The organism is Rhodoplanes azumiensis (genome assembly GCF_042682915.1).
Classification (GTDB): domain Bacteria; phylum Pseudomonadota; class Alphaproteobacteria; order Rhizobiales; family Xanthobacteraceae; genus Rhodoplanes; species Rhodoplanes azumiensis.
This window is the reverse complement of sequence record NZ_JBHUIW010000018.1, coordinates 56,248-82,330: the sequence shown is the minus strand read 5'-3', so window position 1 is coordinate 82,330 and position 26,083 is coordinate 56,248. Positions and strand designations below refer to the sequence as shown.

Genomic DNA, 26,083 nt, shown 5'->3' with positions numbered 1-26,083 from the left:
CGGCCGGGTGACGGGGCGCAGGCGACGCCCTCGGTTGAGGTGACGCAATGCGCGGTCGCGTCGCGGCGCCATGATGCCGGCTCCGCGGAAGGAGCGCAGCATGCGGGCGCATGCCAAGAAGCGTGCGGTCGAGCTGAGGCGCCGGGTCGGCGAGATCCTCGACCACGGCGTCGGCGCCGAGCATGCGAGCCGACTGGTCGACCGCGTGCTGATCGGGCTGATCCTGCTCAACATCGTCGGCGTCGTGCTCGAGTCGGTCCCGGAGGTCGACGCCCGCTGGCACCCCGCCTTCATCGTGATCGAGATCGTCTCGCTGGTCGTCTTCACGGCCGAGTACGCGCTGCGGATCTGGACGGCGCCCGAGAACGCGCTGACGCGCGCGCTGTCACCCTGGCAGGCGCGGCGGCGCTACCTGACCTCGATGGTCGGCGTCGTCGACCTGCTCGCCGTGCTGCCGTTCTGGTTCATCTTCGCCGTCCCTGAGGATCTGCGCGTCGTGCTGATCTTCCGGGTGGTGCGCTTCCTCAAGCTGACCCGCTACTCGCCCGGCATGCGCTCGCTGCTCGACGCCCTCTACAACGAGCGTAGGGCGCTCGCCGCCTGCCTGGTCGTCTTCTTCGGCGCGACGCTGTTCGCGGCCGTGCTGATGTATCTGGCCGAGCGCCACGTCCAGCCCGACCGGCTCGGCACCATCCCGGACGCCATCTGGTGGGCCGTGGTGACGCTCGGCACCACCGGCTACGGCGACGTGGTGCCGGTGACGGCGCTCGGCAAGCTGATCGCCGGCGCCACCGTGCTGATGGCGATGGCCATGGTGGCGATGCCGGTCGGCATCATCGCCACCGCCTTCGCCGAAGAGATCCACCGGCGCGACTTCGTCGTCACCTGGGGCATGGTGGCGCGGGTGCCGCTGTTCGCCGGGCTCGACGCCGCCGCGATCGCCGACATCATGCGCTATCTCCGTGCCCAGACGGTCGACGCCGGCGACGTGATCGTCCGGGTCGGCGACCCGGCGCACTCGATGTATTTCATCGCCCGCGGCGCCGTCGACATCGACCTCAAGGGCCGCCACATCACGCTCGGCGTCGGGCACTTCTTCGGCGAGATCGCGCTTCTTCGCCGCGCCCACCGCTCGGCGACCGTCACGGCACTGACGCGCGCCGACCTCCTGGTGCTCGACGGCGGCGACCTGCGCCGCCTGATGGATCGAGACCCGCGGCTCGCCGACCGCATCCACGAGGTGGCGCGCGAGCGGGTCGGCGCCGACATCGTCGGCAAGCGGGGCGATCTCGTCGGCGAGGAGATCGCGCAAGGCCAGGAGCGCTCGCCGCCGGGAGAGTGAGGCGCCGCAACGCCCCCCGCCCGCAGCGTCATCTCTCCGCCGGCGCGGGCTTCTTCGGCCGGAACAGCGACGGCATCACGCCGGGGCCGAGGGTGGCCGGGGCGGTGCCGGAGGTCGCGTAGGTGTAGGCGGCCGCGGCGAAGACGCCGTCGAGGGCGAGATAGGCGATCACGCCGACGACGAGCGCCACGGCGGCGAGCATCAGGAGGCCCGACACGACGACGGTCTCGACCGCCGGCGCGAGGCCGAGATCGATCGCCCAGGCCCCGCCGAAGAAGAAGGCGGCGACCACCGGTCCGAACACCAGCATGACGACGAGACCGACCCCGCCCTGGAGAACGAACACCTCGCCCCACCGCTCGCGGATCATCGTGAAGGACCGTCGGACCGCGGCGAGCGGTCCGACGCCCTCGACGACGACCACCGGCACGACGAAGTAGACGGCCGCCGCGAAGGCGAGCTGGATCGAGCCGACCAGCAGCGACAACACCCAGCCGACCAGCCCCCCGTCGTCGCGGAACAGCGAGGCGACGGCGCGCAAGAGGAGCCCGACGGTCGCCGCGAAGGCGCTCCAGGCGAGGATCTGCGGCCAGCGCCGCGCCGCCGCGGAGACGCCGGCGCCGAGGCTCACCGGTCGGCCTTCGAAGTCGCCGCGGGCCGCGACGATCGTGGCGGCATGGAAGAAGACGACCAGGAAGGCGCTGAGGAAATATCCGAGGACCACGACCCCGAGCCGCAGCGTCACGGCGAGCCAGTCGAGGTCGGCTGCGAGCGTCAGCGATTGCGTGACGACCAGCGGCACCAGGACGAGCCAGTAGACCAGGATGCCGAGCACGGCGGCGATCGGCAGGAGCAGGAGGGCCGGCCGGGCGCGCAGCAGCGCCACCCCGGCCTTGGCCATGGCGAAACCGGATGAGAACCGGCGGTCGATCCATGTGTTCTTGAAATCGGCCGACATCCGCATGGGCGTTCTCCCGACACGAGGAAGGTGAACCGCGAAACGAACCGATCCATTCAAAGTATGATATTACTCCCATCCGAGACGTTCGTCTGTCCGGGGGGATCCGGAGCCGAGCCGGGCGGCCGAGCAAAAAAGGGCGCGCCGGAGCACGCCCTTTTCGGTCTTCGATACGACCGGCCGATCAGCTCGGCTGGATTCCGGTTTCGCGACTGCGCCGCGCTCCGGAATGGCGGCGATCGTCAGAGCGCGGCGATGGCCGCGTTGAGGGTCGCGCTCGGCCGCATGGCGGCCGCGGTCTTGGCGTCGTCGGGCAGGTAGTAGCCGCCGGTGTCGACCGGCTTGCCCTGGGCGGCGATCAGCTCGGCGTTGATCGTCGCCTCGTTCTTGGCGAGCGTCTCGGCCAGCGGCTTGAAGCGGGCCTGCAGCTCCGTGTCCTTGGTCTGCGTCGCCAGCGCCTCGGCCCAGTAGAGGGCGAGGTAGAAATGGCTGCCGCGATTGTCGATCTCGCCGACCTTGCGGGCCGGGTTGCGATTGAACTGGAGGAACTTGGCGATCGCCGCGTCGAGCGTGTCGGCGAGCACCTGCGCCTTGGCGTTCTTGTAGCTCTGGGCCAGATGCTCCAGCGAGGCGCCGAGCGCCAAAAACTCGCCGAGCGAATCCCAGCGCAGATAGCCCTCCTCCTGGAACTGCTGCACGTGCTTGGGGGCCGAGCCGCCGGCCCCCGTCTCGAACAGCCCGCCGCCCGCGAGCAGCGGGACGATCGACAGCATCTTGGCCGAGGTGCCGAGCTCCATGATCGGGAACAGGTCGGTCAGATAGTCGCGCAGCACGTTGCCGGTGACCGAGATCGTGTCCTGGCCCTTGCGGATGCGCTCGAGCGAGAACTTCATCGCCTCGACCGGCGCCAGGATGCGGATGTCGAGACCCGACGTGTCCTCGTCCTTCAGGTACTGTTCGACCTTGGCGATGACCTGGGCGTCGTGGGCGCGGTTCTTGTCGAGCCAGAACACCGCCGGCGTGTCGGTGAGGCGGGCGCGGCGGACGCCGAGCTTGACCCAGTCGCGGATCGGCGCGTCGCGCACCTCGCACATGCGGAAGATGTCGCCGGTCTCGACCGGCCGCTCGAGCAGCACGGTGCCGTCCTCGCCGACGACCCGGACCGTGCCGTCCTTCGGGATCTCGAAGGTCTTGTCGTGCGAGCCGTACTCCTCGGCCTTCTGCGCCATCAGGCCGACATTGGGGACCGAGCCCATGGTCTTGGGATCGAACGCGCCGTTGGCTTTGCAGTCGTCGATGACGGCCTGATACAACGTCGCATAGGCGCGATCCGGGATCACGGCCTTGGTGTCGTGCAGCTTGCCGTCGGCGCCCCACATCTTGCCGGAATCGCGGATCATCGCCGGCATCGAGGCGTCGACGATCACGTCGGACGGGACGTGCAGATTGGTGATGCCCTTGTCGGAGTTCACCATCGCGAGGCCGGGACGCTCGGCGTACACGGCCGCGATGTCGTCCTGAATGGCCTTCTTCTCGGCCTCCGGCAGCGTCTCGATCTTGGCCAGCAGGTCGCCGAAGCCGTTGTTGAGATTGACGCCGAGTGTCTTGAACGTGGCGGCGTGCTTGGCCAGCACGTCGGCGAAGAACACCGACACGGCGTGGCCGAAGATGATCGGATCGGAGATCTTCATCATCGTCGCCTTGACGTGCAGCGAGAACAGCACGCCCTGCTTCTTCGCGTCCTCGATCTGCTCGGCGAAGAAGGCGCGCAGCGCCTTGCGGCTCATCACCGCCGCGTCGATGATCTCGCCGGCCGCGAGCGGGGTCTTCGCCTTCAGGACCGTGACGGCGCCGTCCGTGCCGTGAAGCTCGATGCGGGCGTTGGTCGCCGCCGCGACGGTCGTCGAGACCTCCGAGCCGTAGTAGTCGCCGGCCGGCATCCACGCGACATGCGACTTGGAGTCCTTGCTCCAGGCGCCCATCTTGTGCGGATTGTTGCGGGCGTACTGCTTGACGGCACCGGCGGCGCGGCGATCGGAATTGCCCTCGCGCAGCACCGGGTTGACGACGCTGCCGAACACCTTGGCGTAGCGCGCCTTGACGTCCTTCTCGGCGTCGGTCGTCGCGTTGTCCGGATAGTCCGGGATGTCGTAGCCCTTGCCCTGCAGCTCCTTGATCGCGGCCTTCAGCTGCGGGATCGAGGCGGAGATGTTGGGCAGCTTGATGATGTTGGCTTCCGGCTTGGTCGCCAGCTCGCCGAGCTCGGCGAGCTCGTCGGCGATGCGCTGCGCGGGCGTCAGCTTCTCGGGGAAGGCGGCGATGATGCGGCCGGCGAGCGAGATGTCCTTCAGCGTCACGGACACGCCCGCCGCGCCGACGAAGGCTTTCACGATCGGCAGCAGCGAGTAGGTCGCGAGCGCCGGGGCTTCGTCGACCTTCGTCCACATGATTTCGAGATCTGGCATGCTTGCACCTCTGGTCGTCGCCTGGGTCAGGCCGAGGGTAAAATCGGGGCCGAGCGGAAGCGGAACAGCGAGGAGCGCGGTGGTGTGATGGTCCGTCGCGCCCTCGCATGACGTCGTCTGGGCGGTGCGCCTGTCGGCAGCGTGCCGCGGCAGGACACCCGTCAGGGGCCGTGCACCCCCTTCAGGGGGCGCCTATAGCATCCACGACACCGCTGTGAAAGCCGGCAACTGGAATTGTGAAGCAAGATTCGCCGAACCCGTTCGCGCCGCGCCAAGTCCCGGAGATCCGCGGGTGCGGCCGGAAATACCTCACATCGGCGGACACTTGTAACTGAAATCAAGGTTCGCAGCTTGGGGCGGCCAGGGGCGCCGAGATCGCGTCTCGCAGCCTTGCGGCTGCAAGGGGCCGTTCACGCAATCTTTTGGCGCGGCGCGGTTCGTCTCGACCCCGGCTTGTGTCGGGCGGCCAGGACGTGTACAAGAGCCCATCGACATTTGGCCGGACAATCGGGCCGTTTCGCCTCTGCGGACTGCGGGCGACGTTCAGACTCTCTCCAAAGATCGAGACACCGGACCGGTGCATGCCCGCATGCGCCCGGTCCACCTGCATACGCAAGACGAAGGAATGGTCCCATGACCAAGGGCACCGTGAAGTTCTACAACGACCAGAAGGGCTACGGCTTCATCGCTCCGGACGACGGCAGCAAGGACGTGTTCGTCCACGCGACCGCGCTCGAGCGCGCCGGCATGCGCAGCCTGCACGAGGGCCAGAAGGTCGAGTTCGACACCCAGGCCGATCGCCGCACCGGCAAGATCGCCGTCGGCACCATCCAGGCCGCGTGATCGGATCCGGTCGCCCGGCGGGTCCGAGCGCCTGTCGCTTCGACGCCGCCCGCGGCATGCGCTAAAGGGAGCCGCCCTTCGGGGCGGCTTTCGCATTTTCCGGCAGCTTTCTTCCGGCAGCTTTTCGAGCGGTGCGCGTGAACGACGCCGACGACGATCCCCCGGTGGAGCGCCCCGACTGGTCGTGCCAGGCCTGCGGGGCGTGCTGCGCCACCGCGGCCGCGTGGCCGCGCTTCTCGCTGGAGAGCGAGGCGGAGATCGCCCGCATCCCGGCCGCCCATGTGGACGACGCGGCCGGGCGGATGCGCAGCGTGGACGACCGTTGCACGGCGCTCGCCGGCACGGTCGGCACCTTCACGGCCTGCACCGTCTATGCGGTGCGGCCGCTCGTCTGCCGCGAGTGCCAGCCGGGCGACCCGGAATGCCTGATCGCGCGGGCGCGGTGGGGGCTGTGACGACCCGGGTCGTCGCCGGTCGGGGTGACCGGCCGGTCAGCCGAGCAGCCGTTCGACCAGCACCCGCTCGCAGGCCTTGACCACCACATAGGCGAGGACGCCGACAAGGCCGTAGGCGAGCAGCTCCAGGGTCTGGAGCAGGCCGCCGTCGAGCAATGCCATCGTGCCGTGCCGGGCGATCAGGCCGATATTCGCCTGGACGAGCGCGTAAAGATTGAGGGTCGACAGCCCGAACGTCAGCGCGGCCGCCATCATGATCAGCAGCGTCAAGGTCCAGTGGGTGGTCAGGAGTCGTCTGATCGGGGGAACGGGCATGCGGGCGCCTCGGCTCGATGCGGCATCACGGAGCATGGTACACCGGCGCCGGTCCACCGCACGAGACGGCCGCGGTCGACAGCGATGGCGCGATCGGCTAGTGGTCCGCGCCCCCGACGACCCCAGACGAGACGCTCCTCAAAACATGCCCGGCGCCGGAACCGACAAGACCAAGACCTGGGTGGTCGCGCCCAGTCCCGTGATCGTGCTGGTGGAGCCGCAGATCGGCGAGAACATCGGGGCGGCGGCGCGCGTGATGGCGAATTTCGGCCTTTCCCGGCTACGCCTCGTGGCGCCGAAGCAGGGCTGGCCGAACGACAAGGCCCGCATGATGGCGGCCGGCGCCGATCGGGTGCTCGACGAGGCGCAGCTCTATCCGGACCTGAAGGCGGCGATCGCCGATTGCACGTTCGTCGCCGCCTGCACGGCGCGCGGCCACGACCAGGCCAAGCCCGTGGTGTCGCCCGAGGCGGTCGCCTCCCAACTCGTGCCGCTGGTCGCCGGCGGCGAGACCACGGCCGTGGTCTTCGGCCGCGAGCGCAACGGGCTGGAGAACGACGAGGTCGGCCTCGCCGACGCGATCGTCACGTTCCCGGTGAACCCCGCCTTCGCCTCGCTCAATCTCGCCCAGGCCGTGGCGCTCGTCGCCTACGAGTGGTTCAAGCACGCCGGCACCGGCCTGCCCTTCGGCATGCCGGTGCGCTCCGGCCCGGCCCCGAAGGAGCAGATTCACGCCTTCTTCACCACGCTCGAGCGCGAGCTCGAGAAGGTCGAGTTCTTCCGGCCGCCGGAGAAGCGCGAGACCATGACGATCAACCTGCGCAACATCTTCTCGCGCATGCAGCCGAGCCGGCAGGACATCCAGACCCTGCACGGCGTGATCATGGCGATCGCCGAAGGCCGCAAGGGACCGGCGCGGGGCGGCGTGCTCGACGGCGACGAGGCGGCGCTGCTGCGCAAGCTCCTGGCCGAGCACGGCGACGGCCGGGTGCCGTCCGAGCGTGGCCCGGTGCGCGGCCTGTCGCGGCTCCTGCGGCGCAATCCGACCGAGGCGGAGCGCGCCCTGTGGGCCGTGCTCGTCGCCGATCGCCGCTTCGCCGGCTGCGGCTTCAAGCGGCAGGTGCCGGTCGGCCCGCACATCGCCGATCTCGTGTCGTTCCCGCTGCGCGTCGTCGTCGACATCGCGCCGGCCGCCGAGGCGGCCGAGGCGGCGAGGAGTCGCGCCGACAAGCGCGCCTGGCTCGTCGACCGCGCATATCGCGTCGTGCCGCTCGATGCGGCCGTGGTCGAGGCCGATCCGCGCGCCGCCCTGGCGACGCTCGCCGACGTGCTCGGCCTGTGACCGGCGCGTGCCTCCGGCAGGGCCGGGGCGTCGCCGCCTTGCTCTGAATCAAGGCGGGCGCGACGCGCTTCGGCGCATATCGACGCATTCACATCCTGCTATAAGTTCCGGTCGCGAGGCGCCGGACACGAGCTTGCGAGACACGAGGTCGGTTGCCATGGCTCTGCGCAATTCCTACGAGGCCTACGGCGCGATGGCGCGCCTTTTCCATTGGCTCACGGTGATCTGCGTGGTCGCCGCCTGGGCGATCGGCATGTTCCGGGGCGAGCTTCCCGAAGGCGCGGCGCGGGCGACCGCGATGTTCATCCACCTCAATCTCGGTCTCGCCGTGCTCGCCTTGCTGGCCGCGCGGGTCGCTTGGCGTCTCGCCGACCCGGCGCCGCCGATGCCCAAGACTCCGCTCGGCCGCATGGGTGAGATCGGCGCCGCCGCGGCGCACGGGATCAGCTACCTCCTGCTGCTCGCCGTGCCGCTGATCGGCATCGCCATCGTGTTCGCGCGCGGCCGGCCGCTGCCGCTGTTCGGGCTCGCCGAGATCGCCTCTCCGATGGCGGTCGATCGCGACCTCGCCAACATGCTGAAGCCGTGGCACGGGCTCCTGGCCCAGGCGCTGATGCTGTTCGCCGTCCTGCATGCGGCCGTCGCGCTGGTGCACCACTTCGTGTTCCGCGACCCCACGCTGCGGCGAATGATCGGGCCGGCGCCCGAGCGGACCTGACGGCGCGGATGGCCGCGGCGAGATGATCGCGGCGATGTGGCCGCGGCGGCGTGGTCGTGACGATGAAAAAAGGCGCTTCGCCGGGCCGGCGGAGCGCCTTCCTCGTCGTGGGGCGCCGTGCCGGCCCTCTGCGGCCCGGCGCCGTCGGCGCTACTTCGCGGCCTTCACGGCCTCGATCGCCTGATCCATCAGCTCCAGCATGGTGCGGCGGATCTGGTGGTCCGACTGGTGCACGCCCTTGGCGTCGAAATCCTTGCGCAGCTTCTGGAAGACGTCCTCGTCGCCGGGCGTCTCGAAGTCGGCGACCACCACCTCCTTGGCGTAGGCCTCGGCCTCGGCCCCGGTCAGCCCGAGCTTCTCGGCCGCCCACAGGCCGAGCATCTTGTTGCGGCGGGCCGTCGCCTTGAACTGCAGCTCGGCGTCGTGGGCGAACTTCTTCTCGTGGGTCTTCTCGCGGTCGTCGAACGTCATGGCGTCCCTCTTGCCTTGGTGCTCGATTGATCTCGTGCTCGTTTGCCGTCCTGTGCAGGTCCACGCCACGGGGGCGCCGTGGTGGAGAATCCCGCCGGAATTCGGTCGCAATCGCGGCTTGCATACCGTCCCGGTACGGTCAAGAGCAGGCCTGCGCTCGCACAAGTCCTCATTGCACGGTCCGCCCCGCCGGTCTATGTCGATTGTGCTCGTCGCCCCCTTCGGATACGGTCCGCTGGAATCGTGACGAGCGTGTCTCGCGCGAGTCCGTGTCGTGCCATGTCGTACCGATACTGTCTCTCGTGTCGCGCTGTCCTGCGTAACTCTGTCTCGCGTATCTCGACGACGCCGCGGGCCTTGAACCCGGAACTCGGAGCCACGGCATCCCTATGGATTTTCTCAAGCCACGGTACACCCCCATGAGCCGCCGCCGCCGCATCTACGAAGGCAAGGCGAAGGTCCTGTACGAGGGCCCGGAGCCGGGAACGTTGATCCAGCACTTCAAGGACGACGCCACCGCCTTCAACGCCAAGAAGCATCAGGTGATCGAAGGGAAGGGTGTGCTGAACAACCGCATCTCCGAGTACCTGTTCCAGCACTTGAACGACATCGGGGTGCCGACCCATTTCATCCGCCGCCTGAACATGCGCGAGCAGCTGATCCGCGAGGTCGAGATCATCCCGCTCGAGGTGGTGGTCCGCAACGTCGCGGCCGGCTCGCTGTCGCAGCGCCTCGGCATCGAGGAAGGCACGCAGCTGCCGCGCTCGATCATCGAGTTCTATTACAAGAACGACGCGCTCGGCGACCCGATGGTGTCGGAGGAGCACATCACGGCGTTCGGCTGGGCGACGCCCCAGGAGATCGACGACATCATGGCGTTGGCGATCCGCGTCAACGACTTCCTGTGCGGCCTCTTCCTCGGCGTCGGCATCCGTCTGGTCGACTTCAAGATGGAGTGCGGCCGGCTGTGGGAGAACGACATGATGCGGATCGTCGTCGCCGACGAGATCTCGCCCGACTCCTGCCGCCTGTGGGACATCAAGTCGAACGAGAAGCTCGACAAGGACCGCTTCCGTCGGGATCTCGGCGGCCTGCTCGAGGCCTATACCGAGGTGGCGCGCCGGCTCGGCATCATGAGCGAGAACGAGCGCCCGATCGGCAACGGCCCGGTGCTGGTGAAGGGCTGACACGCCATACGCCGGGTTTTCGGCCCGGCATCCGGAACGAGAACGCCGTGCGAAGAGTCGCGCGGCGTTCGTCGTTTTGCGGGAGGGGCCAGCGGCGCAGGTCCGGGCGCCTCTCTCGGCGCCTGTCCGGGCACTCGTCGGAACCGGTCGTGCCTGCGGCGTGCCCATCGTATGCCCCTAACGGCCGTCGCTCGCCCACGATGTGGGGCGCCCTCCACCGCGGGTCGAGGGGGCGGCGCGGTTGACCTCGGCGGCGCCTCACCCTAAGCACCCGGGGTGAGCCGGACCCCGTGGATGCGTCCGGGCCGCAGCACAGCACGAGTCCCGAGGCGACCCATGAAAGCCCGCGTCACCGTCACGTTGAAGCAAGGCGTCCTCGACCCGCAGGGCAAGGCCATCGAGGGGGCCCTCAAGGCGCTCGGCATCGACGGCGTGGCGAGCGTGCGCCAGGGCAAGGTGTTCGACGTCGAGGTGCCGGGCGACGACCGCGGCCGCGCCGAGGCGGCCCTGAAGGCCGCCGCCGAGCGGCTTCTCGCCAACACCGTCATCGAGGACTACCGGGTCGAGATCGTCGGCTGAGGCCGGCGCCGCCCGCGGACCGAGGCCCACCCATGAAATCCGCCGTCCTGGTCTTCCCCGGCATCAACCGCGAGCACGACATGGCGCGCGCGCTGCGCCTGTGCGCCGGCAGCGACGTCGCCATGGTCTGGCACACCGAGACGGCACTCCCCGCCGGCACCGACCTGGTCGTCCTGCCGGGCGGCTTCTCCTACGGGGACTATCTGCGCTGCGGCGCCATCGCGGCGCGCGCCCCGGTGATGGACGCGGTGCGGGCGCACGCCGCCAAGGGCGGCCTCGTCCTCGGGGTCTGCAACGGCTTCCAGATCCTCTGCGAGGCGGGGCTGCTGCCGGGCGTGCTGATGCGCAATGCCGGGCTGAAGTTCATCTGCAAGGACGCCTTCATCCGGGTCGAGCGGGCCGACACGCCGTTCACCCGCGGCTACACGGCCGGCCAGGTGATCCGGGTGCCGGTCGCCCACGGCGAGGGCAACTACATGGCCGATTCGGAGACCATCGCCCGCCTGGAGGGCGAGGGCCGGATCGTGTTCCGCTACACCACGCCGGACGGCGCCCTGTCGCCGGAATGGAACATGAACGGGTCGATCTACGCGATCGCCGGCATCCTCAACGGGCGCGGCAACGTGCTCGGCATGATGCCGCACCCGGAGAACCACGTCGAAGACACGATGGGCTGCACCGACGGGCGCGGCCTGTTCGCCGGGCTGGGGCGGCAGTTCGCCGCCTGACGGCGAGCCGGCCGGCGGATGGCCGGCCGGATGTGGCGCCGCTGGGCGGTGCGTCACGCCTTCAGCGGGTGGCCGGGCATCAGGTCGTAGGGGTGCTTCCAGCCGGGCAGGGCCTTCAGCCGCGCGAGCCAGGCGCCGATGTTCGGGTACGACGCCGGGATGTCGAAGCCGAACTCCTCGGCCGGATAGTAAAGATAGCCGCACATCGACACGTCGGCGATGGTCGGCTGATCGCCGAGCAGCCACGGCCGGTCGGCGAGTCGTTTGTCGACGACGGCGAGCGCGCCTTTGGCGCGGCCCTCCAGGAAAGCGAGCACGGCCGGGTCGCCCGGTGGCTTGGCGAGCGTGCGCAGGAACCGGTACGGCCCCAGCATGCCGTTCACCTTCTGGTTGTCGAAGACGATCCATCGCCACGCCTCGAGCTCCTGCTCCTCGCCCTGCGGCAGGAACTTGCCGCTGCGGCGCGCCAGATACGTCAGGCAGACGCTCGACTGGCTGAGCTTGCGGTCGCCGTGCCGGAGTACGGGAACCTCGCCCATCTCGTTGACCTCGGAGCGGTAATCGGGCGTCCGCGTCTGCCCGGCGGCGAAGAAGTCGACCCACAGGGGCGCCCAGTCGGCGCCGATCAGGTCGAGCATCAGGGCCACCCGGTAGGCATTGCCGGACTGGGCGAAGCAGTAGAGTTCGTATTCGGCCATCGGTCTCCCCCGCGGCTTGCCGCGCTCGTCGTGCCGGCCGGGGATCGTGTCTCGCGACGGTGATCCCGGCCGAGCGGCCGAGAATGAAGCGGGATCGATCCGGACCGCTACCCTTTTACGCTTTTTAGACGGCTTGATCCTACAGTCGGTTAGGCGTCCGGCAGCTATGCGTCGCGCGGACACCGGCGCGCCCGAAGCGTCGTGGGTTGGAGTATCGAATGGACATCTCGACGGCACTCGGTCTCCTGGCCGGCATGATCGTGCTCGTCACCCTCATCATGATGGGTGGCGACATCGGCATGTTCCTCGACAGCCACGCCTTCATCGTGATCTTCGGCGGCGCCTTCGCGGCGACCCTGATCCGGTTCCCGTTGTCGTCGATCTTCCACGGCCTGCCGCTGGGCCTGAAGTTCGCCTTCACGCTGCGCCGGATGACCCAGCGCGAGCTGATCGACGAGATCTCCAATCTCGCCGAGATCGCCCGCAAGCAGGGGCCGATCGGCCTGGAGAAGGTCGACACCGCCGACTCGTTCCTGGCCAAGGGCATCCGGCTCGTCGCCGACGGCTACGACGTCGACTTCATCCGCGACAATCTCGAGCGCGACCGCGACAACTTCCTCACCCATCTGGACGAGGGTCAGAAGATCTATCGCGCCATCGGCGACTGCGCCCCGGCCTTCGGCATGGTCGGCACGCTGATCGGCATGGTGCAGATGTTCGCCAACATGACCGACCCCTCCAAGCTCGGCCCCTACATGGCGGTGGCGCTGCTCGCCACCTTCTACGGCGCCGCCGTCGCCAACCTCTTCTGCCTGCCGATCGCGGACAAGCTGCACGGCAAGCTGGTCGACGAGGAGATCAACCGCACGCTGATCATCGACGGCGTGCTGATGATCCGCGACTCGAAGAGTCCGTCGGTCGTGCGCGAGATGCTGCTCGCCTACGTGCCCGAGAAGAACCGCGAGGAAATGGCCGAGGCCGCCGCGGCTTGAGTGAACCGGCGCAGAACGCGCGGGAGGTCGGGACATGGCACGCCGCAAGGACGGGGGGCACGGGGGAGGGCACGGGTGGTTCGTCACCTTCGCCGATCTCATGGGCCTGCTCGTCGCGTTCTTCGTGATGCTGTGCGCCTTCTCGACCCAGGATCAGCAGAAGCTGCAGATCGTCGCCGGCTCGATGCGCGACGCCTTCGGCGTGCAGAACAACATCCGCTATTCCGGCATCATCGAGATTCCGGGCCTGCCGACTCGGCCGAAGCTGAAGAACGCCGCCCACATCCCACCCGAGGAGGCGTCCTCGAGCCCGAGCCCGGACCAGCACGATCGGCAGCGCAGCGCCGGCGCCCGGCTCAAGCAGGACAAGGCCTTCGCGCTCGCCGCCGCGACCCTGCGCCAGGCCCTGCAGGACATGCCCGAGCTGACCGAGGTGTCGAAGCACATCATGATCGAGGAGACCCGCGAGGGCCTCAATGTCGAGATCGTCGACCAGGACGGCCGCTCGATGTTCCCGGAGGGATCCCGCGAGCCCTACGAGCGCACCCGGCGGTTGATCGAGCGCCTCAGCGTTCCGCTGAAGGCGACCCCGTTCCGCATCTCCATCACGGGCCACACCTCGGCGACCCGGACCCCGTTCCGGCCGGGCTTCGGGCCGTGGGAATTGTCGGCGGATCGCGCCAACGCGGTGCGGCGCATCCTGGAGGAGGAGGGCGTGCCGACCGCCAACTTCTTCATGGTGGCGGGCAAGGCCGACACCCAGCCGTTGTTCCCGGACGATCCTTACATTGCGGCAAACCGCCGCGTCACCATTACCCTGATGCGGGAAGAGCCGCCGATTCCACTCGACTTCGCGCCCTGACGCAGGTCCGCCGAAGGCGCCGCTCGCGCCCTGCCGCGCCGGCGCCGCCCTCGGCGGCCGACCTCGCCGACCGCTGTTCCACTCCTGTTCCCGGGGCCGCCGGCATACCCAATCCGACTCGCAGGCGGTTGTGCCGCCGAACCGGCGTGCTATTGGCGTGATCAGGCGCGATCCGCCGGCCGCTCCTGGGCGGGCGGCGGTCGGTCGTGCCGCGGCGCGATGGTGGGATCCAATCGGCGAGATCATGAACGAGGCGACCCGCATCGTCGCGGCGGACCGGCCGGACCGGTCGGCGCGCGCCGCGCACCACGACTCGGGCTTCTGGGCGCTGACGCTGGGCAGCGTCGGCGTCGTCTATGGCGACATCGGCACGAGCCCCCTCTACGCCTTCCGCGAGGCGCTGCGCGCCGCCATCGGCAACGGGCCGATCACTCAAGGCGCGGTGCTCGGCGTGCTGTCGCTGATCCTGTGGGCTCTGACCCTGGTGGTCACGGTCAAGTACGTGCTGCTGCTGCTGCGCGCCGACAACCACGGCGAGGGCGGCACCCTGTCGCTCACCGCCCTCGCCTCGCGGGCGCTCGGCCGGCGCACCATGCCGATCGTGATGCTGGGCGTCATCGGCGCGGCGATGTTCTACGGCGACTCGGTGATCACCCCGGCGATCTCGGTCTTGTCGGCCGTCGAGGGCCTGAAGATCGTCACGCCGGCCTTCGAGCACGCCGTGCTGCCGCTCACGGTGGCGATCCTGGTGGCGCTGTTCGCCGTGCAGTCGCGCGGCACCGCCCGGGTGGCCGCCTTCTTCGGCCCGGTGATGGTGGTCTGGTTCGTCGCGCTCGCCGGCCTCGGGCTCCTCCATATCGCCGACGACCCGCACATCTTCCTCGCCGTCGATCCGCTGCACGGCATCTCGTTCGTGATCGACCATCCGTTGATCGGGCTGGCGACGCTCGGCCTCGTCTTCCTCGCCGTCACGGGTGGCGAGGCGCTCTACGCCGATCTCGGCCATTTCGGCCCGAAGCCGATCCGCACCGCCTGGCTCGGCCTCGTCTTCCCGGCGCTGGTCATCAACTATTTCGGCCAGGGCGCCATGGTGCTGGCGCATCCCGACACGCTGGAGAACCCGTTCTACCGGATGGTGCCCGAGCCGTTCCTGCTGCCGATGGTGATCCTCGCCACCGCCGCGACCGTGATCGCCAGCCAGGCGGTGATCACCGGCGCCTACTCGATCACCCGGCAGGCGATTCAGCTCGGCCTCATTCCGCGCCTCGCCATCCGCCACACCTCGGAGACCCATTCGGGCCAGATCTACATTCCGCGTGTCAACACGGCGCTGCTGGCCGGCGTTCTGCTGCTCGTCGTGACGTTCAAGACGTCGAGCCATCTCGCCTCGGCCTACGGCATCGCCGTGACCACCACCATGGTGGTCGACGCGCTGCTCGCCTTCGTCGTGATCTGGAAGCTGTGGGGCTGGAGGCCGTGGACGGCGGCGGCCGTGATCACGCCGTTCGTGATCATCGACGGCACCTTCTTCGTCGCCAATCTGCTCAAGCTGCTCGAGGGCGCCTGGGTGCCGCTCGTCTTCGCCGGCATCATCGTGCTTCTGGTCGTCACCTGGCAGCGCGGCTCGCGCCTGCTCGCCGCCAAGACGCGCCACCTCGAGATCCCGCTCGAGACGCTGGTGCAGACGCTGACCAAGAAGCCGCCCCACATCGTGCCGGGCACCGCCGTGTTCCTCACCGGCGATCCCGACTCGGCACCGACCGCGCTCCTCCACAACCTCAAGCACAACAAGGTGCTGCATCAGCACAACGTGGTGCTGACCATCGAGAGCGCCGACACGCCGCGCGTCACCGAGGAGGATCGGGTGCGCATCACCCAGCTCTCGCCCTTGTTCAGCAAGGTGGTGCTGCGATTCGGCTTCATGGAGACGCCGAACGTTCCGAAGGCGCTGGCGATCGCCCGCAAGCAGGGGTGGCACTTCGACATCATGTCGACGTCGTTCTTCCTGTCGCGCCGCCTGCTCAAGCCGGCGGCCCAGTCCGGCATGCCGCGCTGGCAGGACAATCTGTTCATCCGCCTCGCCAAGTCGGCGAGCGACGCGACCGACTTCTTCCAGATTCCGACCGGCCGTGTCGTCGAGGTGGGGACGCAGGTCACGGTGTGACGGCGCCGGCGCCGGCGCCGCCGTCGCGGCCCCGAAAGCACGACGCCGAGGCCGGGTCGCCGGGGCGGCTTGAAAGTTTCCGCCCGCTGCCCAAATCTGCCGGGCCGGGGAGGGGCGAATCGGCGATGCGACCCCCGCATCGGCGCCCCGCCGCGACGCCGGCCTGGAGGATGCCCATGTTCGGACTGTTCGGGCGCAGCACCGTGCGCAATCTCGGCGCCGAGGAGGTCGCCGCCGAGCTCGCCGCCGACCGCGTGCTGCTCGTCGACGTGCGCGAGCCGGCCGAGACGGCGCGCGAGCGCATTCCCGGCGCGGTGCTGATGCCGCTCTCCGTCTTCGATGCGTCCGAGCTGCCCGATCCGGCAGGCCGCGAGGTGGTGTTCTCCTGCGCGTCCGGCATCCGCTCCGTGAAGGCGGCCGAGATGGCGCAGGCGGCCGGGCTGCCCTACAAGTCGCACCTCGCCGGCGACATCCAGGCGTGGAAGAGAGCCGGCCTGCCGGTCGAATCCTGACCCGAAATCCTCGGAAACGACGTCGCCGCCGCCCCCCGATGGACGGGGCACGCCCCCGTGCGTATGAAGGGACGAGCCCGGCCGCGGGTCGCGGCGAGCCGACACGAGGAGCCGACATGCGTGCGCTGTTGCTTGGGACCATGGTGGCCGTGACGGTGGCCGCAGGGGCGGGGCGGGCCGAGGCCGATCCGTTCGGGATCTGGTCGCCGCCGTCCTGGTCCACCTGGTATCCGTGGTGTGCCAACCTCAACATCGGCTTCTCGCAGACGAGCTGCGTCTACTCCACCTTCGCGCAGTGCATGGCGACGGTGCGGGGCGTCGGCGGCTACTGCAGCGAGAATCTCTATCCGCCGCCGCCCGGCCGGCCGCCCCGGACCAAGCGGTCGCGCCGGTCGTCCTGACCCGCGCCCGCCCGTGTCGACCGCGAGGTGATCGAGATGCGCCCCGCCTTCGCCGCCGTCCGCCCCGTCCTCCTCACCGGCGCGTTGCTCGCGCCCGTCGCCCTCGTGGTGGCGGGGCCGGGGGTCGCCCAGGAGCGCGTCGTCAACGTCTACAACTGGTCGGACTACATCGCCCCCGACGTGGTCGAGGCGTTCTCGCGCGAGACCGGCATAAAAGTCCGCTACGACACGTTCGATTCCAACGACACGCTGGAGACCAAGCTCTTGGCCGGCAAGTCCGGCTACGACGTGGTGGTGCCGAGCGCCTTCTTCCTCGAACGGCAGATCAAGGCCGGCGTGTTCGTGCCGCTCGACAAGGCGAAGCTGCCGAACCTGAAGAACGCCTGGCCCGAGATCGAGGCCCGCGTCGCCACCCACGATCCCGGCAACCGCTACTCGGTGAACTATCTCTGGGGCACGGTCGGCATCGGCTACAACGTCGCCAAGGCGCGCGAAATTTTGGGATCCGATGCGACGATCGACTCTTGGGACATCGTGTTCAAGCCGGAGAGCCTCGCCCGCTTCAAGGGCTGCGGCGTCCACATGCTCGATTCGGCCGACGACATCATGCCGGCGGCGCTGCACTGGCTCGGGCTCGACCCCAACTCGGCCGACCCGAAGGATCTGGAGCGCGCCGCCGAGGTGCTGACCAAGGTCCGCCCGTCGGTGCGCAAGTTTCATTCGTCCGAGTATCTCAACGCGCTGGCGAGCGGCGAGATCTGCCTGGTCGTCGGCTTCTCCGGCGACATCATGCAGGCGAAGAAGCGCGCCGCCGAGGCGAAGAACGGCGTCACGGTCGGCTACGCGATTCCCAAGGAGGGCGCGCAGATGTTCTTCGACCAGCTCGCCATCCCGAAGGACGCCGAGCATGTCGCCGAGGCGCATGCCTTCATCGACTATCTGATGCGACCCGACGTGGCGGCCAAGAACGCCGGCGCCGTGTCCTACGCCAACGGCAACCTCGCCAGCCAGCCGCTGATCGACAAGGCGGTGCTCGAGGACAAGAGCATCTATCCGGATGCCGCCGTGATGTCGCGGCTCTACACCAACAAGGCGCGCGACGCCAAGACGACGCGGCTGATGAACCGCCTGTGGACCCGGGTCAAGACCGGGCGGTGAGCGGTGTGACCGATCCCGGGGGGGCTCGCAGCGCGCGACGGCTTCGGGGTGGAGCACTGGGTCGACGCCCACGGCGGCGGCCGGTTCGGCCGCACCGAGTGCGGGTGGACCTGATTGCCACGGTCAACCCGGGGCGCGGCGAAGCCGCGAACCCGGACTCCAGTGGCGGGCTGCGGAGTCTTCTCCGGATTTCGGGTTCGGCGCGGAGCCTGTGATCGGTCGGCGCGAAGCGCCGACCCGAGTGCGCCGCCGCGGACTGACGCCGGGTCTCACCGCCAGCGGCGATGCAGCCACAGCCACTGCTCGGGGTGATCGCGCACCCACGTCTCGACCACGTCGGTGATCGCCTGCATGGTGCCCTGGATGTCGATGCGGCCGTCGGCGTCGCGCACCGGCGCCACCGCGTCGGTGATCTCGCCCGTGAACCGCCCCTCCGGCAGGCGGATGATGCGCACGCCGTGGATCGGGCACTCGTACTCGCGCGCCAGCATGGCGATCAGCGGGCTCACCCGGCAGGGACGGCCGAAGAACGTCACCTCGACGCCCTTGGAGTCGTGCTGGTCGACCAGCATGCCGACGTGATGGCCGGTCTCGAGGCCGCGCGCGAGTCGCATCGGCGCGCCGAAGCCGGACGGCACCAGCGTGCCCATCAAGGGCTCCCGCATCTCGATCAGCACGTCGGCGATCGACGACATGTTGGGCCGGCGGAACAGCGCCATCGAGCGCAGCCCCTCGATGCCGGCGACGACGGCGGGCAGCTCCCAATTGGCGAGATGCGCCGTGAAGATGACGGCGGGCTTTTCCGCGTCGCGCAGCGCCTCGAACCTCTTCAGCTCGCGCTCGCCGTAGGTGATGAACTGCCGCTCGCCGCGCGCACCCTGCGCGGCGATGCGGTCGAGATTGATCACCTCGACGGCGACGCGGCCGAGATTGTCCCACACACCGGAGAGAATCCGCTCGATCTCGGCGTCGGACTTCTCCGGGAACGCGGCCTTCAGGTTGGCGCGGCCGATCCTGTGCTCGCGCAACAGCGGGCCGATGCGCCGCATCACGGCACCGGCCTTGTCGCTCGCCGAGATGCGGTCGAGCCGGCGCAACAGGCCGATCAGCGGACGGATAGTGGCGCGCAGCACGCGATCGAGGCCGCGCTTGAGCACGAGGCCGGTGTGCCAGATCCAGAATTTCAGCTTGATCTCGAGGTGGGACATCGGACCTAGAACGTCACCACCACCTTGCCGAACACCTGGCGGCCGGCGAGCCGTTCGAGCCCGCGCTCGAACGCGGCGAGCGGCACGGTCGTGTCGATCACCGGCTTCAGCCCGGCCGCCATCTTGTCGAGCGACTCGGCGATGTTCTTCATCGTCGCGCCGAACGAGCCGATGATGCGGTACTGCTGCTGGAACAGCTGCATCAGGTTGAACGTCACGGTGGGGCCGGAGGTGGCGCCGCAGGTGACCAGGCGGCCGCCGCGCTTGAGGCACAGGAGCGAGCCGTTGAACGTGTCGGCGCCGACATGCTCGAACACCACGTCGACGCCCTTCTTCTGCGTCAGCTTGCGGGTGACGCCCTCGAAGCGGTCGGTCTTGTAGTTGATCACGTGGTCGGCGCCGAGCGCCTTGGCCTTCTCGGCCTTGGCGTCGTCGCCCACCGTCGTGATCACGGTGCAGCCGATCTGCTTGGCCATCAGGATCGCGGCCGTGCCGATGCCGGAGCCGCCGGCATGCACCAGCACGGTCTCGCCGGGCTCGAGCTTGGCGTTGTCGAACAGCATGTGCTGCACGGTGGCGAAGCCGATCGGCGCGCAGGCGGCGTCGGTGTGGGAGACTCCGGCCGGCACCGGGATCACGAGCCGGGCCGGCAGGTTGATCAGCTCGCGGGCGAAGCCGTCGACATGGAAGCCCATGATGCCGCCGACGTTCTCGCATAGATTGTCACGGCCGGCCCGGCAGGCCTTGCAGGTGCCGCAGGTGAGCGCGCCGTACATCACGACGCCCTGGCCCGGCGTGAAGCCGGTCACGTCGGCGCCGACCGCGGCGATCTCGCCCGACGCCTCGACGCCGACCACGAGCGGCATCTTGCGCTTGGCGAAGGCCATCCCGCGAAAGCCCCAGACGTCGAGATAGTTCAGCGCGACGGCCTTGACCCGCACCTGCACCTCGCCGGCCGCCGGTGGCGGCGGCGGATCGATTTCGGTCAGCTCGAGCTGTTTGTCGCCGAGCAACATCAGGGCGCGCATGTGAGGAAACCTCTGGAGACGGTTCGTGCCGGGGGCGCGGCAAAGATCAGCGATGGACACCGATGGCGGCCGAGAGACCGCCGTCGACCGGCAGCACGGCGCCGGTGACGTAGGAGGCGGCGGGCGACAGGAGGAACGACACCACGGCGGCGATCTCGTCGGGCCGGGCGAAGCGACGCGCCGGGATCTGGCCTTCCATCTGGGCCCGGTACTTCTCGTAAGGAACCATCATGGCGGTGTCGATGAAGCCGGGCGCGACGTAGTTGACGGTGACGCCGGTGCGCGCCGTCTCGATCGCCAGCGTGCGGACATAGCCGAGCAGGGCGGCCTTCGAGGCCGCATAGGCGGCGTTGCCCTGGTTGGCCTGCAGGGCCGTGATCGAGCCGATGGCGACGATGCGCCCGCTCTTGGCGCGCATCATCGGCCGGGTCAGGGCGCCGACCAGGCGGGTGAACGACCAGACGTTCACCTGCATCACGGCCTCGGCCTTGGCCTGGTCGAGCATCATGGCGAGCGCGTCGTAGCTCTGCCCGGCATTGTGCACGAAGCCGGCGAAGGTCGGCGTCTCCTCGAGCGTCTTCGCGAACGCCTCGACGGCGTCGCGATCCGACAGGTCGAGCGTCTCGAACGCGACCTTGCGCTCCGGCGCGGCGGCTCTCAGCTCGGCGATCAGCGCCTCGGCCTCGGCGGTCGCCGAGCGCACCGTGAAGGTGACGTCGTGGCCGGCCGCGACGACGGCCCGCACGATCGCGGCGCCGAGCCCGCGCCCGCCGCCGGTGACGAGAACGTGTCCGCAGGAGGTGGTCATCGCGACTCCCGTCGAGCCATTCCGGCGTCATTCCGGGCCGCGTGCCCGACCGCGCGGACCCGGAAACCAGCCACGGCTTCCGAGCGGGTCGCTGGAGTCCGGGCTCGCCGCTGCCCGGCGCCCCGGAATGACCGCGAAGAGGCATCCGTCATCACGCCGGCTCCAGGCCCATCACGAGCGTGACGTTCTGGCCGCCGAAGCCGAACGAGTTGGACAGCGCGTGCGCGAGCTTGGCGTCGCGGGCGACGTTCGGCACCACGTCGAGCGGGATCGCCGGATCCGGGATCTGGTGGTTGATGGTCGGCGGGAGGCGCTGGTTCATCAGCGTCATGACCGTGAATACCGCCTCGACGGCGCCGGCCGCCGACAGGGTGTGGCCGACCATCGACTTGTTGGAGGAGATCGGCACGAGAGGCGCGCGCTCGCCGAACACCGCGGTGACGCCGAGGCACTCCATCTTGTCGTTCTCGGGCGTCGAGGTGCCGTGCGCGTTGATGTAGTCGATGTCGGCGATGGTCAGCCCGGCGTCGGCGATCGCCTGGTTCATGCAGCCGATGATCGGCTTGCCGTCCGGGCTCGTGCGGGTGCGGTGGAACGAGTCCGACAGCTCGCCGCAGCCCTCGACCACGCCGAGGATTTTCGCGCCGCGCGCCGTCGCCGACTCGTAGCTCTCGAGCACCAGGGCGCCGGCGCCCTCGGCCATGACGAAACCGTCGCGGTTCTTGGAGAAGGGCTTGGCAGCCTCCTCGGGGACGTCGTTGGCGGTGGTCAGCGCCGAGAGGAGCGAGAAGCGCACCAGGCTCTCGGTGTTGACCGAGCCGTCGGTGCCGACGCACAGCGCCGCGTCGGTCTCGCCGCGGCGGATCGCCTCGACGCCGAGCTGGATGGCGCTGGCGCCGGTGGCACAGGCGGTCGACAGCGAGATCGGCATGCCCTGCGTGCCGAACCGCTCGGCGAGATGATCGGCCACCGAGGCGAACTGGAAGCGCTCGTGATGCGCCTTGAACCGGCCGGTCGCCGCGGCGCGCAGCATGTCGTCGTAGGTGGCGTTGCCGCTCGCGCCCGCGGCGGCGGCGAGCTCGAGGCGCTGCGGCCACTCGATCTCGACCGGCGCCACCCCGAGGAACAGCGGCCCCGGGAAATTCCCCGGCGTGCCGATGCCGGACTGGACGATCGCCTCGTCGACGGCGAGCTCGGCGAGCCGCTCCGAGAGCAGCGGCGCGCTGAACGGCTCGCAGGCCACGAAGTCGACGCAGCCGGCGATGCGGGTCTTCAGCCCGTCGGTCGCAAAGCGGGTGATGGTGCGGATGCCCGACCGGCCGGCGACGAGCTTGCCCCAGTTCTCGTCCTTGCCGGCGCCGAGCGAGGTGACGATCCCCATGCCCGTCACCACCACCACGGGGCGGCCGGCCTTGTCGCGCACTGCCATGTCGGGTCTCCTTTCCTGCACCCTCCCCCTGGAGGGGGCCTGCACCCTCCCCTGGAGGGGGAGGGTCGGGGCGCGCGGCAGCGCGCTCCGGGGTGGGGTGAAGCCGCAAGGTGCAGGCTTCGCCTGTTCACCCCCTCCCGACCGGCCTGTGGCCGGTCGACCTCCCCCCTCCAGGGGGAGGTGAAGAAAGGGGAACTCCGCCCTCTGTCTCGTTCCTACCGCACCGCCTCGACCAGGGCGAGGCCTTCGCCGCGCCAGTGGCCGACGCCGGTCACCACCACCTGGTCGAGCGGCCCGCTCGCGGGCAGCTCGAAGCCCGTGGTATCGCACGGCGGGAACAGCCGGCCGTGGTCGAGCGCGAGCGCGGCGAGCGCGATGTTGAAGGCGAATTGCGGCTCGATCGAATGGCCGGCGATGCTCCCCGTGGCCCGCACCGGCAGGCCGCGCGCTGCGAGCGCGGCGCGCTCCTGCGCGGTCGCGTCGGCCGCGCCGGTCGCGCCCGACAGCACGGCGGCGCGATCCGCCGTGACGGCGGGCAGGCGGTTCCACAGCCGGTCGAGCGACGCCGTCACGGCGCCCGGAGCGTCGCGCTTGGCGCGGTCGCTGACCACCGCCGCGAGCCGCGCCAGCGGCCGCGCCCCGCGGGCCTGCGCATGGGCCTTCGCCTCGATCACCAGGAAGGCGCCGAGCGAGCCGGTGGCGAAGCCGGGCTGCTCGGAGCGGTCCCACACCGTGCGGAACGGGCTCTTGAGTGCATGGCCGCCGAACTCGAACAGCATCAGCAGATCCTTGCGCTCGCCGTTCTGCGAGCCGCCGACCAGCGTCACGTCGCTCTGGCCCGAGGCGATGCGGGCCTGCGCGATGCGCACCGCCTCGATGCCGGAGCCTTCCTCGCCCATGAAGGTGCGCGACGAGCCGGTGACGCCGTGCACGATCGAGATGTTGCCGGCGAGCAGGTTGGAGAGCTGAGCCAGGAACAGGGTCGGCCGCAGGTCGCTGGTGAGCCGCTCGTTGAGATAGGCGCCCGGGTTCTCGGCGCCGGCGAGCCCCGAGACGATGGCGCTGTCGACGGCCCAGTCGCGCTCGCCGCCGCCGGCCGCGACGATCATGTCCATGCGGCCGAGCACGTCGGCCTTGCCCTTCAGCCCGGCCGCGTCGAGCGCGAGGCCGGCCGCATAGGTGCCGGTGCGCTGCCACTGCTCCATCTGGCGCTGGTCGCCCTTCTTGGGGATCTGCGCGTCGAAGGAGGGCAGGGCGAGCGGGTGCACCACATAGGGCGCGAAGGTGGTCTCGTCGTAGACGGGCGCGGCGGCGTCGAACGCCTGCCAATGCGCCGCGTCGCCTTCGCCGAGACAGGAGACGAGCCCGATGCCGGTGATCCAGGCCTCGCGGGTCGCGTCAGCCATGGGCGTTGGCCTCCAGGGGGTAGCCGATGCGCCGCGCCACCGCTTCCATGTTGGTCCGAAAGTCCGGGTGCGGGAACGGCACGATGCGGAACGTGATGTCGGCCTCGCACACCGCCTTGCCGTCGACCGTCACACGCGCATGCGTCATGGCGAAGCCGGAGCCGTCGTGCGCGAGGCGGCCGGCGATCGTCAGCGCCTGCCCGGGGGTCACGAAGGAGCGCAGCTTGGCCTCCTTGACGGCGGCCAGGAAGGGCATGCGCGTGAAGCCGTTGAGCCCGATCAAGAGCCAGCCGCAGGTCTGCGCCATGGCCTCGATCAGCAGCACCCCGGGCATCAGCGGATGGCCGGGGAAGTGGCCTTCGAAGATGGTGCTCGTCTCGGGCACCTGCGCCTGCATCTCGATCGTGCGCGCGTCGAGATCGAGGGCGACGATCCGGTCGATGAGCTGGAAGTACTCGAGACGCATCGGGGGCGCTCAGGCGCCCTTGGCGGCGACGAGCTGGTCGATCCGGGTGCACAGGTTGCCGAGCACGAAGTACTGCTCGGTGGTCGCCTTGCCGTCGTTGACCTCCTGGGTCCACTGCTCGAGCGGCAGCTTGATCCCGAAGGCCTTGTCGATCGCGAAGGCGATGTCGAGGAAGTCGAGGCTGTCGATGCCGAGATCGTCGATGGCGTGGCTTTCCGGCGTGATCTTCTCGCGCGGAATATCACATGTTTCCGAGATGATATTGGCGACGGTATCGAACGTCGAGGACATCGGTGACTCTCTGAATGCCGTGAATCCTGCCCGGCACGCGCGTGCGCATGCCCCCCAATACGGCGGCGATGGGTCGCTCTTTCGTTCCGGTCCGTATAGCCAGAACCCCGCGGGAGCGCAATGCGCGCCGCCGGCTGTCCCCCGCTGGGTCGCAATGCCTTGCCGGGCCGATCGAATCGAACCGACGGTCCGGTTCGCCGAAAGCCCGTTTCGGGGCCCTTCGCGCCGCCGCCCTCACGGGCCGGGCGGCAGCTTCGGGGCAGGCACTTGCACCTGGACCGGGATCGGCGTGCAGGCCGGCCGGCCGGACAGCACGCAGTCCTGGCTCTTGCGCTGGTCCGCCATGGTCACGGCGATCCACAGGCCGCCGGCGATCAGTATCGCCAGCACGGCGAGCCCCGCCAGATTGGCCACCATGCGGTCGCGGTAGTCGTCCGCCGGCGTGTCGGCGGCGTGGCCGGCCGCGTCGGCACCCAGGGCGGGGCCGTCGTCGACCGGATTGTCGCGGACCGGACCGCCATGGCCCGGACCGCCATGGACCGCGCCGTCATGGACCGCGCCGTCATTGGCCGGACCGCCATGGACCAGGTCGCGGCGCGGCGGCTGGTGATGGACGAAATCGGGGCGGACGACCTCGGCGGTCGGCCACGCGACCGGCGGGGTGTCGGACGCGACGGACCGGCGGCTGCCCCGGCCGGTCGGGGCGCGAGGGCGTGGAACGAAACGGATCACCCGTCCGCCCGCGGCGTCGGACGCGTCGTCCGGATGCGGCTCGGGGCCGGCGGACCGTCGCCCGTCGCCTCCGATTCGTCCCCGTGTGGGTCCGCCCGCCATGCTGGTCCGATCCTGCATGCTGAGCGCACGTTACCACGGGCATCCGACCCGCGCCGTGTCGTGCACCCGACTCCTGCATCGAATTTTAGCACCGCGACCCGCGCCGTGGCCACGCGCCGTCCCGCAGGATCGCGTCAAGCCTGCGTCAACACCGTTGCGATCATGGTCCGCGGCGCTGTTCCCCGGCACAGGTCGCCGCACGGCAGGCTTCTCCGATGCGGCGACCGTCACGGTCCCGACCGCGCTCGTGTGTCTCGCCGGGCCGGCCGCGGCCCGGATCCGGCGGGCCGGCACGATCGAGGTCGAGCGCGTCGTCGAGCCGACCGGCACCGCGATGCGTCGTGCCGGCGCCGGCGGCGGCCGAGCCGAACCAGCGGCCCGGACGGCGCGTTTTGGCGGGGCGGCCCGACACCTTTGGTTAAG

The 26,083-nt window shown here is 69.7% G+C and carries 27 protein-coding genes; 14 read left to right on the top strand and 13 right to left on the bottom strand.

Going from position 1 to position 26,083, the window contains the following annotated elements; all coding sequences use genetic code 11:
• Positions 1 to 100: 100 nt before the first annotated feature.
• A complete protein-coding gene (locus ACFSOX_RS15600) occupies positions 101 to 1,342 on the top strand; it encodes a cyclic nucleotide-gated ion channel (protein WP_378478736.1) in 1,242 nt (413 codons plus the stop codon).
• A gap of 28 nt (positions 1,343 to 1,370) precedes the next feature.
• Here ACFSOX_RS15600 and ACFSOX_RS15595 read toward each other — a convergent pair whose 3' ends face one another.
• Positions 1,371 to 2,306 (bottom strand): DUF6159 family protein, encoded by a 936-nt coding sequence (locus ACFSOX_RS15595; protein WP_378478735.1) that lies wholly within the window; start codon positions 2,304 to 2,306, stop codon positions 1,371 to 1,373.
• Positions 2,307 to 2,542: 236 nt separating this feature from the next.
• Entirely contained in the window at positions 2,543 to 4,765 is a 2,223-nt protein-coding gene (locus ACFSOX_RS15590; protein WP_378478734.1) for an NADP-dependent isocitrate dehydrogenase, read from the bottom strand.
• A 633-nt stretch (positions 4,766 to 5,398) separates the two neighbouring features.
• Between ACFSOX_RS15590 and ACFSOX_RS15585 the strand changes: the two genes are divergently transcribed.
• Positions 5,399 to 5,608, top strand: a complete 210-nt coding sequence (locus ACFSOX_RS15585) for a cold-shock protein (protein WP_111357518.1) — start codon at positions 5,399 to 5,401, stop codon at positions 5,606 to 5,608.
• A gap of 137 nt (positions 5,609 to 5,745) precedes the next feature.
• Entirely contained in the window at positions 5,746 to 6,063 is a 318-nt protein-coding gene (locus tag ACFSOX_RS15580) for a YkgJ family cysteine cluster protein (RefSeq protein WP_378478733.1), read from the top strand.
• A 36-nt stretch (positions 6,064 to 6,099) separates the two neighbouring features.
• Here the strand turns inward: ACFSOX_RS15580 and ACFSOX_RS15575 are convergent, their stop codons facing one another.
• A complete protein-coding gene (locus tag ACFSOX_RS15575) occupies positions 6,100 to 6,378 on the bottom strand; it encodes a hypothetical protein (RefSeq protein ID WP_378478732.1) in 279 nt (92 codons plus the stop codon).
• Positions 6,379 to 6,523: 145 nt separating this feature from the next.
• On the opposite strand from ACFSOX_RS15575, the gene ACFSOX_RS15570 reads away from it, so the two are divergent.
• Positions 6,524 to 7,720, top strand: coding sequence for a TrmJ/YjtD family RNA methyltransferase (locus tag ACFSOX_RS15570; RefSeq protein ID WP_378478731.1), 1,197 nt, complete (start codon positions 6,524 to 6,526; stop codon positions 7,718 to 7,720).
• A 157-nt stretch (positions 7,721 to 7,877) separates the two neighbouring features.
• On the top strand, positions 7,878 to 8,438 hold the full coding sequence (locus tag ACFSOX_RS15565) for a cytochrome b (RefSeq protein WP_378478730.1): 561 nt from the start codon (positions 7,878 to 7,880) through the stop codon (positions 8,436 to 8,438).
• A 150-nt stretch (positions 8,439 to 8,588) separates the two neighbouring features.
• Here the strand turns inward: ACFSOX_RS15565 and ACFSOX_RS15560 are convergent, their stop codons facing one another.
• Complete coding sequence (locus ACFSOX_RS15560; protein WP_378478729.1) at positions 8,589 to 8,909, bottom strand: DUF1476 domain-containing protein; 321 nt, start codon at positions 8,907 to 8,909, stop codon at positions 8,589 to 8,591.
• 419 nt (positions 8,910 to 9,328) lie between these two features.
• On the opposite strand from ACFSOX_RS15560, the gene purC reads away from it, so the two are divergent.
• The 3 genes from purC to purQ all read left to right on the top strand — a co-directional run bounded on the left by purC (position 9,329) and on the right by purQ (position 11,403).
• The gene (purC, locus tag ACFSOX_RS15555) at positions 9,329 to 10,096 is read left to right on the top strand and encodes a phosphoribosylaminoimidazolesuccinocarboxamide synthase (RefSeq protein WP_201160186.1); all 768 of its coding nucleotides are present in this window, start codon (positions 9,329 to 9,331) and stop codon (positions 10,094 to 10,096) included.
• Between the two features lie 336 nt (positions 10,097 to 10,432).
• Positions 10,433 to 10,675, top strand: a complete 243-nt coding sequence (purS, locus tag ACFSOX_RS15550; protein WP_111358205.1) for a phosphoribosylformylglycinamidine synthase subunit PurS — start codon at positions 10,433 to 10,435, stop codon at positions 10,673 to 10,675.
• 32 nt (positions 10,676 to 10,707) lie between these two features.
• Complete coding sequence (gene purQ, locus ACFSOX_RS15545; RefSeq protein ID WP_378478728.1) at positions 10,708 to 11,403, top strand: phosphoribosylformylglycinamidine synthase subunit PurQ; 696 nt, start codon at positions 10,708 to 10,710, stop codon at positions 11,401 to 11,403.
• 53 nt (positions 11,404 to 11,456) lie between these two features.
• On the opposite strand, the gene ACFSOX_RS15540 is transcribed toward purQ, so the two are convergent.
• Positions 11,457 to 12,101 (bottom strand): glutathione S-transferase family protein, encoded by a 645-nt coding sequence (locus tag ACFSOX_RS15540; RefSeq protein WP_378478727.1) that lies wholly within the window; start codon positions 12,099 to 12,101, stop codon positions 11,457 to 11,459.
• A gap of 218 nt (positions 12,102 to 12,319) precedes the next feature.
• On the opposite strand from ACFSOX_RS15540, the gene ACFSOX_RS15535 reads away from it, so the two are divergent.
• From ACFSOX_RS15535 to ACFSOX_RS15510, 6 genes are all read left to right on the top strand, one after another.
• On the top strand, positions 12,320 to 13,093 hold the full coding sequence (locus ACFSOX_RS15535) for a motility protein A (RefSeq protein ID WP_378478726.1): 774 nt from the start codon (positions 12,320 to 12,322) through the stop codon (positions 13,091 to 13,093).
• A 34-nt stretch (positions 13,094 to 13,127) separates the two neighbouring features.
• The gene (locus tag ACFSOX_RS15530) at positions 13,128 to 13,955 is read left to right on the top strand and encodes a flagellar motor protein MotB (RefSeq protein WP_378478725.1); all 828 of its coding nucleotides are present in this window, start codon (positions 13,128 to 13,130) and stop codon (positions 13,953 to 13,955) included.
• Between the two features lie 244 nt (positions 13,956 to 14,199).
• On the top strand, positions 14,200 to 16,119 hold the full coding sequence (locus ACFSOX_RS15525) for a potassium transporter Kup (RefSeq protein WP_378478724.1): 1,920 nt from the start codon (positions 14,200 to 14,202) through the stop codon (positions 16,117 to 16,119).
• A 176-nt stretch (positions 16,120 to 16,295) separates the two neighbouring features.
• Positions 16,296 to 16,631, top strand: coding sequence for a rhodanese-like domain-containing protein (locus tag ACFSOX_RS15520; protein ID WP_378478723.1), 336 nt, complete (start codon positions 16,296 to 16,298; stop codon positions 16,629 to 16,631).
• Between the two features lie 116 nt (positions 16,632 to 16,747).
• Positions 16,748 to 17,032 carry a DUF3551 domain-containing protein gene (locus tag ACFSOX_RS15515; protein ID WP_378478722.1) on the top strand — a complete coding sequence of 95 codons (285 nt, stop codon included), beginning with the start codon at positions 16,748 to 16,750 and terminating at the stop codon, positions 17,030 to 17,032.
• Between the two features lie 36 nt (positions 17,033 to 17,068).
• A complete protein-coding gene (locus ACFSOX_RS15510) occupies positions 17,069 to 18,190 on the top strand; it encodes a polyamine ABC transporter substrate-binding protein (protein WP_378478721.1) in 1,122 nt (373 codons plus the stop codon).
• 269 nt (positions 18,191 to 18,459) lie between these two features.
• Here ACFSOX_RS15510 and ACFSOX_RS15505 read toward each other — a convergent pair whose 3' ends face one another.
• The 8 genes from ACFSOX_RS15505 to ACFSOX_RS15470 form a co-directional block, all read right to left on the bottom strand.
• Entirely contained in the window at positions 18,460 to 19,398 is a 939-nt protein-coding gene (locus ACFSOX_RS15505) for a lipid A biosynthesis lauroyl acyltransferase (RefSeq protein WP_378478720.1), read from the bottom strand.
• Positions 19,399 to 19,403: 5 nt separating this feature from the next.
• A complete protein-coding gene (locus ACFSOX_RS15500; protein ID WP_378478719.1) occupies positions 19,404 to 20,426 on the bottom strand; it encodes a zinc-binding dehydrogenase in 1,023 nt (340 codons plus the stop codon).
• Between the two features lie 46 nt (positions 20,427 to 20,472).
• Positions 20,473 to 21,234, bottom strand: coding sequence for an SDR family oxidoreductase (locus ACFSOX_RS15495; RefSeq protein ID WP_378478718.1), 762 nt, complete (start codon positions 21,232 to 21,234; stop codon positions 20,473 to 20,475).
• Between the two features lie 151 nt (positions 21,235 to 21,385).
• Positions 21,386 to 22,663: a beta-ketoacyl-ACP synthase gene (locus tag ACFSOX_RS15490; protein WP_378478717.1), complete on the bottom strand. Its 1,278-nt coding sequence runs from the start codon at positions 22,661 to 22,663 to the stop codon at positions 21,386 to 21,388.
• 215 nt (positions 22,664 to 22,878) lie between these two features.
• Entirely contained in the window at positions 22,879 to 24,069 is a 1,191-nt protein-coding gene (locus ACFSOX_RS15485; RefSeq protein ID WP_378478716.1) for a beta-ketoacyl-ACP synthase, read from the bottom strand.
• Positions 24,062 to 24,535, bottom strand: coding sequence for a 3-hydroxyacyl-ACP dehydratase FabZ family protein (locus tag ACFSOX_RS15480; RefSeq protein WP_378478715.1), 474 nt, complete (start codon positions 24,533 to 24,535; stop codon positions 24,062 to 24,064). The genes ACFSOX_RS15485 and ACFSOX_RS15480 overlap by 8 nt, the downstream gene beginning before the upstream one ends.
• 9 nt (positions 24,536 to 24,544) lie before the next feature.
• Positions 24,545 to 24,826, bottom strand: a complete 282-nt coding sequence (locus ACFSOX_RS15475) for an acyl carrier protein (protein WP_111357950.1) — start codon at positions 24,824 to 24,826, stop codon at positions 24,545 to 24,547.
• A gap of 234 nt (positions 24,827 to 25,060) precedes the next feature.
• The gene (locus ACFSOX_RS15470; RefSeq protein WP_378478714.1) at positions 25,061 to 25,558 is read right to left on the bottom strand and encodes a hypothetical protein; all 498 of its coding nucleotides are present in this window, start codon (positions 25,556 to 25,558) and stop codon (positions 25,061 to 25,063) included.
• Positions 25,559 to 26,083: the final 525 nt, after the last annotated feature.

What these genes read in the sequence shown, in the direction of transcription:
- ACFSOX_RS15600 (WP_378478736.1), top strand. Translation starts at nt 101, where the DNA reads ATGCGGGCGCATGCCAAGAAGCGTGCGGTCGAGCTGAGGCGCCGGGTC.
- ACFSOX_RS15595 (WP_378478735.1), bottom strand. Translation starts at nt 2,306, where the DNA reads ATGCGGATGTCGGCCGATTTCAAGAACACATGGATCGACCGCCGGTTC.
- ACFSOX_RS15590 (WP_378478734.1), bottom strand. Translation starts at nt 4,765, where the DNA reads ATGCCAGATCTCGAAATCATGTGGACGAAGGTCGACGAAGCCCCGGCG.
- ACFSOX_RS15585 (WP_111357518.1), top strand. Translation starts at nt 5,399, where the DNA reads ATGACCAAGGGCACCGTGAAGTTCTACAACGACCAGAAGGGCTACGGC.
- ACFSOX_RS15575 (WP_378478732.1), bottom strand. Translation starts at nt 6,378, where the DNA reads ATGCCCGTTCCCCCGATCAGACGACTCCTGACCACCCACTGGACCTTG.
- ACFSOX_RS15570 (WP_378478731.1), top strand. Translation starts at nt 6,524, where the DNA reads ATGCCCGGCGCCGGAACCGACAAGACCAAGACCTGGGTGGTCGCGCCC.
- ACFSOX_RS15565 (WP_378478730.1), top strand. Translation starts at nt 7,878, where the DNA reads ATGGCTCTGCGCAATTCCTACGAGGCCTACGGCGCGATGGCGCGCCTT.
- ACFSOX_RS15560 (WP_378478729.1), bottom strand. Translation starts at nt 8,909, where the DNA reads ATGACGTTCGACGACCGCGAGAAGACCCACGAGAAGAAGTTCGCCCAC.
- purC (WP_201160186.1), top strand. Translation starts at nt 9,329, where the DNA reads ATGAGCCGCCGCCGCCGCATCTACGAAGGCAAGGCGAAGGTCCTGTAC.
- purS (WP_111358205.1), top strand. Translation starts at nt 10,433, where the DNA reads ATGAAAGCCCGCGTCACCGTCACGTTGAAGCAAGGCGTCCTCGACCCG.
- purQ (WP_378478728.1), top strand. Translation starts at nt 10,708, where the DNA reads ATGAAATCCGCCGTCCTGGTCTTCCCCGGCATCAACCGCGAGCACGAC.
- ACFSOX_RS15540 (WP_378478727.1), bottom strand. Translation starts at nt 12,101, where the DNA reads ATGGCCGAATACGAACTCTACTGCTTCGCCCAGTCCGGCAATGCCTAC.
- ACFSOX_RS15535 (WP_378478726.1), top strand. Translation starts at nt 12,320, where the DNA reads ATGGACATCTCGACGGCACTCGGTCTCCTGGCCGGCATGATCGTGCTC.
- ACFSOX_RS15530 (WP_378478725.1), top strand. Translation starts at nt 13,128, where the DNA reads ATGGCACGCCGCAAGGACGGGGGGCACGGGGGAGGGCACGGGTGGTTC.
- ACFSOX_RS15525 (WP_378478724.1), top strand. Translation starts at nt 14,200, where the DNA reads ATGAACGAGGCGACCCGCATCGTCGCGGCGGACCGGCCGGACCGGTCG.
- ACFSOX_RS15520 (WP_378478723.1), top strand. Translation starts at nt 16,296, where the DNA reads ATGTTCGGACTGTTCGGGCGCAGCACCGTGCGCAATCTCGGCGCCGAG.
- ACFSOX_RS15515 (WP_378478722.1), top strand. Translation starts at nt 16,748, where the DNA reads ATGCGTGCGCTGTTGCTTGGGACCATGGTGGCCGTGACGGTGGCCGCA.
- ACFSOX_RS15510 (WP_378478721.1), top strand. Translation starts at nt 17,069, where the DNA reads ATGCGCCCCGCCTTCGCCGCCGTCCGCCCCGTCCTCCTCACCGGCGCG.
- ACFSOX_RS15505 (WP_378478720.1), bottom strand. Translation starts at nt 19,398, where the DNA reads ATGTCCCACCTCGAGATCAAGCTGAAATTCTGGATCTGGCACACCGGC.
- ACFSOX_RS15500 (WP_378478719.1), bottom strand. Translation starts at nt 20,426, where the DNA reads ATGCGCGCCCTGATGTTGCTCGGCGACAAACAGCTCGAGCTGACCGAA.
- ACFSOX_RS15495 (WP_378478718.1), bottom strand. Translation starts at nt 21,234, where the DNA reads ATGACCACCTCCTGCGGACACGTTCTCGTCACCGGCGGCGGGCGCGGG.
- ACFSOX_RS15490 (WP_378478717.1), bottom strand. Translation starts at nt 22,663, where the DNA reads ATGGCAGTGCGCGACAAGGCCGGCCGCCCCGTGGTGGTGGTGACGGGC.
- ACFSOX_RS15485 (WP_378478716.1), bottom strand. Translation starts at nt 24,069, where the DNA reads ATGGCTGACGCGACCCGCGAGGCCTGGATCACCGGCATCGGGCTCGTC.
- ACFSOX_RS15480 (WP_378478715.1), bottom strand. Translation starts at nt 24,535, where the DNA reads ATGCGTCTCGAGTACTTCCAGCTCATCGACCGGATCGTCGCCCTCGAT.
- ACFSOX_RS15475 (WP_111357950.1), bottom strand. Translation starts at nt 24,826, where the DNA reads ATGTCCTCGACGTTCGATACCGTCGCCAATATCATCTCGGAAACATGT.